At 71.7% G+C, this 12,609-nt stretch carries 9 protein-coding genes; 1 reads left to right on the forward strand and 8 read right to left on the reverse strand.

Annotated features, from left to right (window positions below; genetic code table 11):
* The first annotated feature begins 63 nt into the window (after positions 1-63).
* Positions 64-1,446: a serine/threonine-protein kinase gene (locus OG936_RS04535; RefSeq protein WP_406492710.1), complete on the forward strand. Its 1,383-nt coding sequence runs from the start codon at positions 64-66 to the stop codon at positions 1,444-1,446.
* Positions 1,447-1,450: 4 nt separating this feature from the next.
* Here the strand turns inward: OG936_RS04535 and OG936_RS04540 are convergent, their stop codons facing one another.
* The 8 genes from OG936_RS04540 to OG936_RS04575 all read right to left on the reverse strand — a co-directional run bounded on the left by OG936_RS04540 (position 1,451) and on the right by OG936_RS04575 (position 12,288).
* On the reverse strand, positions 1,451-2,269 hold the full coding sequence (locus OG936_RS04540; protein WP_406492712.1) for a TrmH family RNA methyltransferase: 819 nt from the start codon (positions 2,267-2,269) through the stop codon (positions 1,451-1,453).
* A gap of 103 nt (positions 2,270-2,372) precedes the next feature.
* Positions 2,373-3,644 (reverse strand): uroporphyrinogen-III C-methyltransferase, encoded by a 1,272-nt coding sequence (gene cobA, locus OG936_RS04545; RefSeq protein WP_383753534.1) that lies wholly within the window; start codon positions 3,642-3,644, stop codon positions 2,373-2,375.
* 240 nt (positions 3,645-3,884) lie between these two features.
* A complete protein-coding gene (cobT, locus tag OG936_RS04550) occupies positions 3,885-7,160 on the reverse strand; it encodes a nicotinate-nucleotide--dimethylbenzimidazole phosphoribosyltransferase (protein ID WP_406492714.1) in 3,276 nt (1,091 codons plus the stop codon).
* Positions 7,161-7,492: 332 nt separating this feature from the next.
* Positions 7,493-8,731 carry a precorrin-6y C5,15-methyltransferase (decarboxylating) subunit CbiE gene (gene cbiE / locus OG936_RS04555; RefSeq protein ID WP_406492716.1) on the reverse strand — a complete coding sequence of 413 codons (1,239 nt, stop codon included), beginning with the start codon at positions 8,729-8,731 and terminating at the stop codon, positions 7,493-7,495.
* Between the two features lie 109 nt (positions 8,732-8,840).
* Positions 8,841-9,518, reverse strand: a complete 678-nt coding sequence (locus OG936_RS04560; RefSeq protein ID WP_406492718.1) for a GNAT family N-acetyltransferase — start codon at positions 9,516-9,518, stop codon at positions 8,841-8,843.
* 102 nt (positions 9,519-9,620) lie between these two features.
* Complete coding sequence (locus tag OG936_RS04565) at positions 9,621-10,487, reverse strand: MetQ/NlpA family ABC transporter substrate-binding protein (RefSeq protein WP_406492719.1); 867 nt, start codon at positions 10,485-10,487, stop codon at positions 9,621-9,623.
* Between the two features lie 71 nt (positions 10,488-10,558).
* Entirely contained in the window at positions 10,559-11,230 is a 672-nt protein-coding gene (locus OG936_RS04570) for a methionine ABC transporter permease (protein WP_406492721.1), read from the reverse strand.
* Positions 11,227-12,288 carry a methionine ABC transporter ATP-binding protein gene (locus OG936_RS04575; protein ID WP_406492723.1) on the reverse strand — a complete coding sequence of 354 codons (1,062 nt, stop codon included), beginning with the start codon at positions 12,286-12,288 and terminating at the stop codon, positions 11,227-11,229. The genes OG936_RS04570 and OG936_RS04575 overlap by 4 nt, the downstream gene beginning before the upstream one ends.
* Positions 12,289-12,609 lie beyond the last annotated feature (321 nt).

The following is a 12,609-nucleotide window of genomic DNA, read 5'->3' on the forward strand; positions in this document are numbered from 1 at the left end:
CCCGGGCGCCGGGTACGTAAGCTGTGCCTCGTCAGGCGTACCAGGCAGCGGGGATGGGCAGACATGGCGATGATGCGGCTCCGGCGCGAGGACCCGCGTGTCGTCGGTTCGTTCAGACTGCACCGGCGGCTCGGAGCGGGCGGCATGGGTGTCGTCTACCTCGGTTCGGACCGGCGGGGCCAGCGGGTGGCCCTGAAGGTGATCCGCCCGGATCTGGCGGAGGACCAGGAATTCCGCTCGCGGTTCGCGCGCGAGGTGTCCGCCGCGCGGCGGATCCGCGGCGGCTGTACGGCCCGTCTGGTGGCCGCCGATCTGGAGGCGGACCGCCCGTGGTTCGCCACGCAGTACGTCCCGGGGCCCTCGCTGCACGACAAGGTGGCCGAGGAGGGACCGCTGTCGGCGGCCGAGGTCGCCTCGATCGGGGCAGCGCTCTCCGAAGGGCTGGTGGCGGTGCACGAGGCCGGTGTCGTCCACCGCGACCTGAAGCCGTCGAACATCCTCCTCTCCCCCAAGGGCCCCCGGATCATCGACTTCGGGATCGCCTGGGCGACCGGGGCGTCCACCCTCACGCATGTCGGTACGGCGGTGGGCTCGCCGGGATTCCTGGCTCCCGAGCAGGTGCGCGGTGCGGCGGTGACGCCCGCGACGGACGTCTTCTCGCTCGGTGCCACGCTGGCGTACGCCGCGATGGCCGACTCGCCCTTCGGGCACGGCAGTTCCGAGGTGATGCTGTACCGCGTGGTGCACGAGGAACCGCAGTTGTACGACGTGCACGACGCGCTCGCGCCGCTGGTGAGTGCCTGTCTGGCCAAGGCTCCCGAGGAGCGGCCGAGCACGCTCCAACTCTCCATGCGGCTCAAGGAGATCGCGGCACGGGAGGCGCAGGGGCTGCACGAGAGCCGCCCGCCCGTCCAGCGTTCGGCGCAGGAGCTGGACCGGCCGACCGACCTGATCGACGGCCCGTACACCGAGCAGCAGACCCGGCGTACGGCTCCTCCGGCGCCCCGCAGGCAGAAGCAGAAGCAACCGCACAGCGGCCGGCAGGCCACGTCGTCGCGGGCCGGGTCGCCCCGTACCGGTGGTTCGCGTCCTCAGCAGCATCAGCCGCCGCGCAACACGACACGGTCCGGCAAGCGCCCGCAGGGCACGAACGGGACGAACGGCCGGCCGGGAACGCGTCCCGGGGCCCGCAAGACGTCGACCGGGCGGCGTCCCGCCAATCCGCGGCTGCTGCGGCAGCGGCTCGTCGTCTTCGTCGTGGTGACGCTGCTGGTGGCGCTGGGCATCGCGGCGGCACAGGGCTGCCAGGGGCCGGCCCGCGGGCTGGGCACGGACCGCCCCCGGGGCCAGGCGCAGAGCCAGGGCGCGGCGTGGACCGAGCCGCAGGGTCCGAACGAGGCGCGGAGTGGGAGTCCGGGCCGAGCGCAGAGTCCGGGGCTCCGGTAGCCGGTCAGCTCTGCGGGCGGCCCGATGCCACGGCGTAGAACGCGACCGCGGCGGCGGCTCCCACGTTCAGCGAGTCGACGCCGTGCGCCATCGGGATGCGCACCCATTCATCGGCGGCGACCAGGGCCTGGGTGGACAGCCCGTCGCCCTCGGCTCCGAGCATCAGCGCCACCTTGTCCATCCGGTGCGGTGCCGCCTCGTCAATGCTGCTGGCCTTTTCGTCCGGGGTCAGCGCGAGGAGTGCGAAGCCCGCTTCCCGTACGGTCTCCAGGGCCTTGGGCCAGGTGTCGAGACGGGCGTAGGGGACGGAGAAGACCGCACCCATCGAGACCTTGACCGAGCGCCGGTAGAGCGGATCGGCACAGTCCGGCGAGAGCAGCACGGCGTCCATGCCGAGGGCGGCGGCGCTGCGGAAGATCGCCCCGATGTTGGTGTGGTCGTTGACGGCCTCCATGACGACCACCCGGCGGGTCGTCGCCAGCAGTTCGTCGGCCGTCGGCAGCGGTTTGCGCTGCATCGAGGCGAGGGCGCCGCGGTGGACGTGGTAGCCGGTGACGCGTTCGGCGAGCTCGGGGCTGACCGCGTACACCGGGGCCGGGACCTCGTCGATGACATCGCGCATGAGGTCGACCCACTTCGCCGAGAGCAGCATCGAGCGCATCTCGTACCCGGCGTGCCTGGCGCGTCTGATCACCTTTTCGCCCTCGGCGATGAAGAGGCCCTCGGCGGGCTCGCGCTTGCGCCGGAGTTCGACATCGGTCAGTCCGGTGTAGTCGCGCAGGCGGGGGTCGTCGGGGTCGTCGACGGTGATGAGATCAGCCACGGGTTCGATACTGCCTTGTCCGGTGTGTGATGCCAACGGCTTGGAGGGAGATCCGCTACCGCCGGTTACTCGGCGGGGTGCGGGCGGTGGGCGCTCGGGCCGGCTATTCGGCGGCCGGCGGTACGGCGCTCGGGCCGACCGCGACGACGTCGCCGATGACGATGACGGCCGGGGGGCGTACGTCCTCGGCGACGGCCCGTTCGGCGACGGTCGCGAGCGTCGCGTCGACCCGGCGCTGCGCTGCCGTGGTGCCCTCCTGGACCAGGGCGACCGGGGTTTCGGGGGCCTTGCCGTGGGCGATGAGGGTACGGGCGATGGCGCCGATCTTGTCGACGGCCATCAGGAGCACGAGGGTGCCGCGCAGTTGGGCGAGGGCCTGCCAGTCGACCAGTGAACGTTCGTCGTCGGGGGCGACATGACCGCTCACGACGGTGAACTCATGGGCCACTCCGCGGTGGGTGACGGGGATACCGGCGGCGCCGGGCACGGAGATCGAGCTGGAGATGCCGGGAACGACGGTGCAGGCGATGCCTTCGGCGGCGAGCGCCTGGGCCTCCTCCATGCCGCGGCCGAAGACGAACGGGTCGCCGCCCTTGAGCCGCACGACGGCCTTGCCCGCCTTGGCGTGCTCGATGAGCGCCTGGTTGATGGCCTCCTGGGCCATGTAGCGGCCGTACGGGATCTTCGCGGCGTCGATCACCTCGACGTGCGGCGGGAGTTCGTCGAGCAGGTCGCGCGGGCCGAGGCGGTCGGCGATGACGACGTCGGCCTCGGCGAGGAGGCGGCGGCCGCGCACCGTGATCAGGTCCGGGTCACCGGGGCCCCCGCCGACCAGGGCGACGCCGGGGGTCCGGGTGCGGTGGTGGGGTGCGGCGAGGGTGCCGTCGCGCAGGCCCTCGACGATGGCGTCGCGGACGGCGGCGGAGTGGCGCGGGTCGCGGCCGTGGGTGTCGGTGGTGAGGACCGCGACGGTCACGCCCTCACTGCGGCCGGTGGCCGGGGTCCAGGCCGTGGCGGCGTCGGCGTTGTCGCTGCGGACGCACCAGGTGCGGGTGCGCTCGGCCTCGGCGGAAGCGGCGTCGTTCGCCGCGGTGTCGTCGGACGCGATCAGGGCGTACCAGGCGTCGGCCAGATCCCCGTCGGCGTACGGGCGGCGCTCCCAGCGGATCTCGCCGGCGTCGGCCATCGCCTCGACGGACGGGGTCGCGGCCGGCGATACGAGGACGATGTCGGCACCCGCGGCGATGAGCGCGGGGAGACGGCGCTGGGCGACCTGGCCGCCGCCGACCACGACGACTCGGCGTCCGCCGAGACGCAGTCCGACGGGGTACGCAGGGTGATCGGCGTGATCGGCGTGAACCGCGTGCTCGGCCATGGCGGTGCGGGCTCCTCGTGCAGGGGACGGAGTGCGGCGGCCGCTGCGGCGGTGGAGCGGCTGTGACGTGCGGGTTTGTGGGGTGGGGTCCACGATACGGGGTGGATGCGGGGGCGGGTCCGGGCGCGGGTGGGGCGCCCGCAGCGGGCTTGTTCCCCTACCCGTCTCCCGTCCCTGCCCGGGGGCTCGCCCCCCGGAACCCCGCGCCTCAGACGCCGGCGAGGCTTGCTTTCCGTTCCGCTACTTCTCCGTCACGCCCGCCGAATCGAACGTCGCCACCTCGTGCATCGCCCGCGCCGCACTCTGCACGATCGGCAGCGCCAGCAGCGCGCCCGTGCCCTCGCCGAGGCGGAGGTCGAGGTCGACCAGCGGGCGCAGGCCCAGTTTGTTGAGCGCGGCCACATGGCCGGGTTCGGCGCTGCGGTGGCCCGCGATGCAGGCGGCAAGGGCCTCGGGCGCGATCGCCCGGGCGACCAGGGCCGCGGCGCCCGCACTCACGCCGTCGAGGATGACCGGCGTACGGAGCGAGGCACCGCCCAGCAGAAAGCCGGCCATCGCCGCGTGTTCGAGGCCGCCGACCGATGCCAGGACACCGATCGGGTCAGCCGGGTCGGGCTGGTGGAGTTCGAGAGCCCGGCGGACGACATCGACCTTGCGGGCGTGCATCTCGTCGTTGATGCCGGTACCGCGACCGGTCACCTCGGCCGGGTCCATGCCCGTGTACACGCAGATCAGAGCGGCCGACGCGGTGGTGTTGGCGATGCCCATCTCGCCGGTGAGCAGGCCCTTGTTGCCTGCCGCGACGAGATCGCGGGCGGTCTCGATGCCGACCTCGACGGCCGCCAGGACCTCTTCGCGGGTGAGCGCGGGGCCGGTCGTGAAGTCGGCCGTTCCGGCGCGCACCTTGCGGGGCAGGAGGCCCGGTGTCGCGGGCAGTTCCATGGCCACGCCGACATCCACCACGCACACCTCGGCGCCCACTTGGGCCGCGAACGCGTTGCAGACCGCGCCGCCGCCGAGGAAGTTGGCGACCATCTGGCCGGTGACCTCCTGCGGCCAGGCCGTGACCCCCTGGGCGTGCACTCCGTGGTCCCCCGCGAAGATCGCGACGGCCGCGGGCTCCGGGATCGGCGGCGGGCACATCCGGGAAAGCCCCGACAACTGCGCGGAGATGATCTCCAGCATGCCGAGCGCGCCGGCGGGCTTGGTCATCCGCTTCTGGCGTTCCCACGCCTCGCCGAGCGCCTTGGCGTCCAGCGGGCGGATGCTGGAGATGGTCTCCTGCAGCAGGTCGTGCGGTTCCTCGCCGGGCAGGGCGCGGCGGCCGTACGTCTCCTCGTGGACGACCCAGGACAGCGGGCGGCGCTTCGACCAGCCCGCCTGCATGAGTTCGGGCTCCACGGGGAACTCGTCGACGTAACCGACACAGAGGTACGCGACGACTTCCAGGTGCTCGGGCAGTCCCAGGGCACGGACCATCTCGCGCTCGTCGAAGAAGCTGACCCAGCCGACGCCGAGGCCCTCGGCGCGGGCGGCGAGCCAGAGGTTCTCGACGGCGAGTGCCGAGGAGTACGGGGCCATCTGTGGCTGGGTGTGCCGGCCGAGGGTGTGGCGGCCACCGCGGGTGGGGTCGGCGGTGACGACGATGTTGACCGGGGTGTCGAGGATGGCCTCGATCTTCAGTTCCTTGAACTGCTTGGCCCGGCCCTTGGGAAGCGACGTGGCGTAGGCGTCGCGCTGACGCTGTGCCAGTTCGTGCATCGAACGGCGGGTCTCCGCCGAGCGGATGACCACGAAGTCCCAGGGCTGCGAGTGGCCGACGCTGGGCGCCGTGTGCGCGGCTTCGAGGACCCGGAGCAGGACCTCGTGCGGAATCGGGTCGCTGCGGAAGCCGTTGCGGATGTCGCGGCGCTCGCGCATGACGCGCAGCACCGCCTCGCGCTCGGCGTCGTCGTAACCGGGAGCGGGCGGAGCGGCGGGAGCCTCGGACTCCTCGGCCGCGGACGTCTCGGCGGCGGCCGCCTCCTCGGCGAGGGGCTCGCGCTCGGGCTCCGGCTGGAGCTCCGGCTGGGCCTCGGGCTGTACGGACTCCACGGGCACGGATTCGGTGGCTTCCACGGTCTCCGTGGGGGTCGCGATGTCCGGGGCGGCCGTGATGCCCGGGGTCTCGATGACCTCCGGGCCGGGCTCGGGCTCCGGCACGGGCAGAAGCTCGGCCTCGGGGGCGGTGACCGTCTCAGGAGCTGCGGCGGTCTCGGCAACTGCCACGACCTCCGCGGGCTGGACCAACTCCATGACGATGGCGACCCGCTCGGGTCCGGGCTCGGCCGCCACGGCCTGCTCCTCCACCACGGGCGTCGGCGCCAGGTGCGGAGTTGTCGGCACCGGCCCCTCCACGGGCACGAACCGGCCCAGGGGAGCGGCTTCCACGGCCGCCTCCGGTACGGTCTCCACCGACGCGGCCTCCACCGGTGCGACGGGGGCGACCTCGACGGCAGGTGTCTCGGCGACAGCCTCGGCCTCGGACTTCGCCGCGCTCTCGACGCCCGCCCCGGCAGCAGCCCCGGCCGGAGCTTCGACAGCGACCGGCGCCGGATCGGCCATCGGCGCGACCTGCACGGGCTGCGCCTGGGATACCGGCTCGACGACCGGCTCCGGGACGACCGTTTCTGCCAACGCCGGGGCGGCGACCGGCTCCGGCGCCTGGGCCGACCACGGGCTTCCGCCCTGCGGCAGGATCTTACCGAGCTGCGGACCCGGCAGTACGGCCGTCCCGTCGCCCGGCGTCTCGAAGTACTCGGGACCGATCGTGGACGGTCCGGCGTGCCGTGCGGGTGCCTGGGGCTGCGCCTGGGTCTGGATCTGGGTCTGCGTCTGAGGCGCGCCCGCGGGTCCGCGGTCGGCGAGCGAGCGGACCACTCCGCCGGTCGGCGATCCGCCGTAGGACGGCCCGCCGTCGGCCGCGGCCGGACCGCGGTGCAGCGGTCGACGCGCCAGGGTCTGGGGCTGGGGCTGCACCGCCGGGGCGGGAGCCGGGGTGGGCGCGGGGATGCGTACACCCCTCAGATCGACCGAACCGGAGTCGCGGCCACCGGACTCGTGCGTCCCCTGACCGGTCTCGGGCACGAGGCCGGGCGCCGGCTGCTGCGCGGCGTACGCGTCCGCGACCTGCACCTGCACGTGGCTCTGGACGGGTTCCTGCGCCTGTACCTGCACGGGCCCCTGAGGCTGCCCCGGAGCCTCGAAGGCGAACTGCGGCTGGGCCTGGTGGACGGCCTGTTCGGGCAGTGGTGCCTGCGCGGCGACGCCGTCGGGGTACTGGCCGGGGGCCGGTACCGCCTGCGGGTCGCTCCAGGCTCCCTGGGGGCTCGGCATCAGCAGGACATCGTCGTCCTCGGAGACATGCTCGGAGGGAGCGAGGTAGGTGTAGGCATCCGGGGCGGCGATGCCCGGCTGCTCCACCATGCCTGCGTTCTCCGGCAGTCCCTCACCCGGGATCTGGCCGGTGTCACTCATGCGTACCCCTCGCCCATCGTCAGTGCTCCTTCGGCCCTTCGCCCGGGACGCCCGAACACGGCACGCCGGCGCTCGTCAACAAGAACGAGCGGGCGCGCCGCGCGGCACGAAACGATCGCGGACATACTGCATTCTCGCGGCCGTTCGCCGCCGCGGCAGCTCTTTTCGCCACGGCCCGCTGTGGACTGCGCCACGTCGCGCATCCCCCGGTCTGCCGTACCACAACGAGGGCCAAAACGGTCCCCTTTTCCGGACATTGAAGAACGAAGCGACGAACATCCAGGCGCGGTGCAACAATCGGCCAGCCTACCTCGCGCCGTACGCCGAACGGGTCAGGGGGCGAGGTCCGAACGCAGCGCGGAGAGCAGGAACACGACCGAGCGTTCGCGCTCCGACCATGCGGCCGTGTCGAGTTCGACGGACTGGAGGAGCGAACACCGGACGGTGTATCCGTTCCCGGCGAGTGCCGCGCCGAGTGCCTCGGCCTCGTCGCGCGTGGAGGCGTGGGTCACGATGCGTTCCGGTCGGCGCTCCGTGACGGCGGTGACGACGGGGACTCCGCCGCCTCCGATCCGTACGACGTCGGGCTCCGGCAGCCGCTCCAGCACATGCGGCGCCCGGCCCTCGACGACCTGGAGCTGGACGCCGAAGGACCGGGCCGCCGCCACGGTGCGGGCGCAGGCCGCCGGGTCGCTGTCGACCGCCAGGACCGCGGCCCCGAAACGGGCGGCCTCCACGGCCAGGGCCCCGCTGCCGGAGCCGATGTCCCACAGGAGGTCGCCGGTACGGGGGCCCAGGCGGGCCAGCTGGGCGGCGCGCAGCCCCGGGGACTCGCCCTCGCCGCTCTCGTCCCCGGCGTCGGTGGCGCCGCCCGGGTAGGCCTCCGGAGGCAGCGCCCAGCCGCGTACGCCACGGGGGTAGGCGGGGTGGCGGCCGGCGATCCAGGCGCCGGTGGCCTGCGGTTCGGGGCCACCACCGATGACGATCACCACGTTCGGGTCGCGCCAGACGTGGTCGGCGGCGTTCTCGGAGGTGACGACGCTGACCTGTTCGCGCGCGGTGCCGAGCTCCTCGCAGATGACGAAGGTGCGGTGGACGCCTTCGAGGAGCAGGGCGAGTTCGGCGGGGCCCGCGCCGGGTGAGGTGAGGACGGCGACCTTGTGATGGGCGCGGCAGACGTTGACGGCGCGGCGCAGGGTACGGGGGTGGGCGACGACGACCTGGGCGTCCTCCCACGGCATTCCGGCGCGGGCGAACGCGGTGGCCACGGAGGACACGGCGGGCACCACTTCGACTTCGAGGCCGTGTTCGGGTGCGCGAAGGTTGCGTACGACTCCGAAGAAGCCCGGGTCTCCGTCGGCGAGGACCACGGCACTGCCGCGGTGTCCGGCGATCCGGCGGGCGGCCAGGTCGATGGAGCCCAGGCGGATCCGTTCGGCGTGCGCCGGGACTTCGGGGAGTGCCAGGTGGTGGGCGGCTCCGGCGACGAGCGTGGCGGCCGAGAGGGCGGCGGTGGCCGCTCCGGTCAGTGGCGAGCCGTCCCAGCCGATCACGGTGACCCGATCGGCCATCTGTCGTCAGTCTCCTGGAGTTGTCGCAGGTGGGGCTGTTCGTGAAGGGTGGACAGGCCTCTGAGAGTACTCGGTCCGTACCGGCCCGGTGCCGGGGGCCCGGTGGGGGTCAGTTCCAGTCGTTGTAGGCACCGTAGCCGCCCGCGTCGGCGAGTTGCTCGGCGACTCCTTCGAGATCCTCGGGGAGCAGGCCCCAGACGATCAGGTCGGTCCTGATGTCGGTCCAGCTGCCGTCCACCGTCTGGATGCGCGCTATGCGGGCGTTGCGAAGGACTCCCTCGCTGATGCAGCCGAGCTTCTGGGCGACCTGCTGGGCAGCGGTGTTGTCGGCGGCGGTGCGCAGTTCGATGCGCTCGAAGCCCTGGTCGCGGAAGAGCCACTGGGCCAGCGCGAGTACGGCCTCGGTGGCGTAGCCCTCGCCGCGTGCCCAGGGGGCGGTGATGTACGCGGCCTCGGTGGCGAGGGTGCGCCAGTCCGTGTGGTGCAGGCGCACCGAGCCGACGAGTCGCTGGGTGAGGAATTCGGTGACGGCGAAGACGATGCCGTCGCCGGTGGTGCGCTGTGCGGGAGCGATCCTGCGGACCCAGCGTTCGGCGTCGACCTGGGTGTAGGGGTGGGGGGCCTCGGTCCACGCGGTGACGAGTTCGTCGTTCATCATCTCGATGTACGCGGGGACGTCCGCCATGTCGAAAGGACGCAGCACCAACCGATCCGTGCTGATGGAGATGGACGGAAAGGTGGAAGTCATGCGCAGCTCCATGCTGAAGACCGTGTAAAGGCACAGCATGCAGCATCGGGCGGGCGTTGTGCATGGGCGGGGCCCACGACGGAGCCCCGCGCACCCCGTGGTGGGGTGGGCGGGGCTCGTCGGGCAAATTTCTTGCGGGTGTCAGGACTTGGTCGCGGTGCCGAAGGCCGGGACGACCGAGCCCTGATAGGTGTCCTCGATGAACTTCTTGACCTCGTCGGAGTGCAGGAGCTCGACGAGCTTCTCGACCCGGACGTCCTTCTCGTTGCCCTTCTTCACGGCGATGATGTTGGCGTACGGGTTGCCGTCGGCCTTCTCCAGCACCAGGGCGTCCTTGGAGGGCTTGAGGTCGGCCTCGATGGCGTAGTTGCCGTTGATGACGGCGGCGTCCACATCGTTCAGGGCGCGGGGCACGGTCGCGGCCTCCAGCTCCTTGAACTCCAGGCCTTTCTTGTCGGTGATGTCGCTCAGCTTGGCGTCGGTGCCGACGCCGGACTTGAGGGTGATCAGACCGTTCTCGGCGAGCAGCTGGAGGGCGCGGCCCTCGTTCGTGGTGTCATTGGGCACCGCGATGGTCTGGCCGGGCTTGATGTCGCCGATGGCCTTGACCTTCTTGGAGTAGAGGCCGAGGGGCTCCAGGTGGACGGTGCCGACGGAGACGAGGTGGGTGTTGTTCTTCTTGTTGAAGTCGTCGAGGTACGGCTGGTGCTGGAAGAAGTTCGCGTCGACCTGGCCGGTCTCGGTGGCGGTGTTCGGCAGGACGTAGTCCGTGAACTCCTTGACCTCCAGCTTGAGGCCCGCCTTGTCCGCCAGGTTCTTCTTGACGAAGTTCAGGATGTCGGCGTGCGGCGTCGGGGACGCGGCGACGACGAGTGCCTTGGAGGTGTCGGCCTTGGCGCCGGTCTCGCTCTTGGAGGCCGGGTCGGACGACGTGCCGCAGGCGGTGAGGCCGAAGGCCAGGGCGGCGGTGGCGGCGGCAGCTGCGGTGATCTTGATGTTCTTGCGCACGAAAAGTGCCTCTTTCGGTGGTGAGGGTGGTGCGCCCGGACAAGGAGTTCGGGCTTGAGGGGGAGAAAGTCTCAGGTGGTGGTGCGGCCCCGGCGGGCCAGCAGGCGTACCGCCGCGTCGCCGATCAGCTGGATCACGGTCACGATGACGATGAGCAGCGCGACGGTGATGAGCATGAACTGGTTGTCGAAGCGCTGGAATCCGTAGGTGACGGCCTTGGAGCCGAGCCCTTCGCCGCCTACCGCGCCGGCCATCGCGGAATAGCCGATGAGCACGATGACGGTGGTGGTGACGCCGGAGACGAGCGAGGGCAGTGCCTGCGGGAGCAGTACCTTGCGGACGATCGTGGGGATGGATCCGCCCATCGACTGGACGGCCTCGACGAGCCCGTGGTCGACCTCGCGGACGGCCGTCTCGACGAGCCGCGCGAAGAACGGGATGGCGCCGACGGCGAGCGGCACGATCATCGCGGTCGGGCCGATGAAGGTGCCGACGACCCAGGTGGTGAAGGGGATCAGAGCGATCAGCAGGATGATGAACGGCAGCGACCGGCCGATGTTCACGATCACTCCGATGATCTTGTTCACCGGAGTGTTCCGGAGCAGCCCGCCCTTGTCGGTGAGAACCAGCAGGACACCGAGCGGCAGCCCCACGAGAACGGTGACGACCGCGGACCAGAGCACCATGTAGAGGGTGTCGACGGTTCCCTGGGTGAGCAGCGGCTGCATTTCGGACCAGGTCACTTCGCCACCTCCTTGGTGAGCGGGGCGGGGGTCCGCACGGGGATGGAGGCGGCGTCGTGCTCCACTACCTCGGCCTGCAGGCCCTGCTCGCGCAGGAAGCCGATCGGGACGACGTTCTCCTCGAAGCGGCCGGGCAGTTCGATGCGCATCCGGCCGATCTGCTTGCCGCCGACGGTGTCCATCGCGGCGCCCAGGATCGAGATGTCGATGTTGTACGTACGGGAGAGCTGCGAGATCAGCGGCTGGGTGGCGGCCTCGCCGTGGAAGGTCACGTCGACGACCGTGCGGTCGGGGCCGGAGGCCGTACCGCCGACGGGGAACAGCTCGTGGGCCAGTTCGGAGCCGGGGGTGGCGAGGAGTTCGCCGACGGTGCCGGATTCGACGATGCGTCCCCGCCGCATCAGCGCGGCGGAGTCGCAGATCGTCTTGACGACGTCCATCTCGTGCGTGATGAGCAGGACCGTCAGGCCGAGCTGCCGGTTGAGGTCGCGCAGCAGCTGGAGGATGGAGCGGGTGGTCTCGGGGTCGAGGGCGGAGGTCGCCTCGTCGGAGAGCAGCACCTTGGGGTCGCCGGCGAGTGCGCGGGCGATGCCGACGCGCTGCTTCTGACCGCCGGAGAGCTGGCCCGGGTAGGACCTGGCCTTGTCAGCGAGGCCGACGAGGTCGAGGAGTTCGAGGGCCTTGCGGGCCCGGTCCTTGCCGGATACGCCGAGGATCTCCAGCGGGAGTTCGACGTTGTCCTGGACGGTGCGGGAGGCCAGCAGGTTGAAGTGCTGGAAGACCATGCCGATGCGGCTGCGTGCCTCGCGCAGTTCCTTGCCGGCCCGGCGGCCCCGGCCGGCGAGTGCGGTGAGGTCCTGGCCGGCCACGGTGACGGTGCCGGAAGTGGGGCGTTCCAGGAGGTTGACGCAGCGGATGAGGGAGGATTTTCCGGCGCCGCTCTGTCCGATGACGCCGTACACCTCGCCCTCGCGGACGTGCAGGTCGACGCCGTCCAGGGCGGTGACCTCGCGGTCGCGCGACTGGTAGACCTTCGTGAGGCCCGTAGTGGTGATCACAGGGTTTCCATCACTGTCGAGTGCGCGGCGCGGTGTCCGCCGGGCACGGGGCATTCGTCTGATGAGACTGTCCGGGCGTTTCGATCGGATGTCCCGAGCGGGGATCTCGGCACGGCTGCGGGCGGCGGAGGGCCGGGCAGCGGTGCTCGGGCAGGCTCGTTCCGCTGGGTGCGGACGGCTCGGGCTCGGTCTCGCTTCGGGGCGCGAGGATCGGGCGGGGGCCCTCAGAGGGTGCGCATTCGACACATACAACGAGCACCGGGCGTCGTGATCGCCTCGGTCGCAAGGATGCGGTCGCTCGTCGTGGTCATGCGGCAAGTA

Origin of the sequence: Streptomyces sp. NBC_00846 (assembly GCF_045207325.1) — a bacterium.
GTDB lineage: Bacteria > Actinomycetota > Actinomycetes > Streptomycetales > Streptomycetaceae > Streptomyces.

Coding starts and splice junctions, on each gene's coding strand:
- cbiE (WP_406492716.1), bottom strand. CDS start 8,731: ATGGCCGATCGGGTCACCGTGATCGGCTGGGACGGCTCGCCACTGACC.
- OG936_RS04560 (WP_406492718.1), bottom strand. CDS start 9,518: ATGCTGTGCCTTTACACGGTCTTCAGCATGGAGCTGCGCATGACTTCC.
- cobT (WP_406492714.1), bottom strand. CDS start 7,160: ATGAGTGACACCGGCCAGATCCCGGGTGAGGGACTGCCGGAGAACGCA.
- cobA (WP_383753534.1), bottom strand. CDS start 3,644: ATGGCCGAGCACGCGGTTCACGCCGATCACGCCGATCACCCTGCGTAC.
- OG936_RS04535 (WP_406492710.1), top strand. CDS start 64: ATGGCGATGATGCGGCTCCGGCGCGAGGACCCGCGTGTCGTCGGTTCG.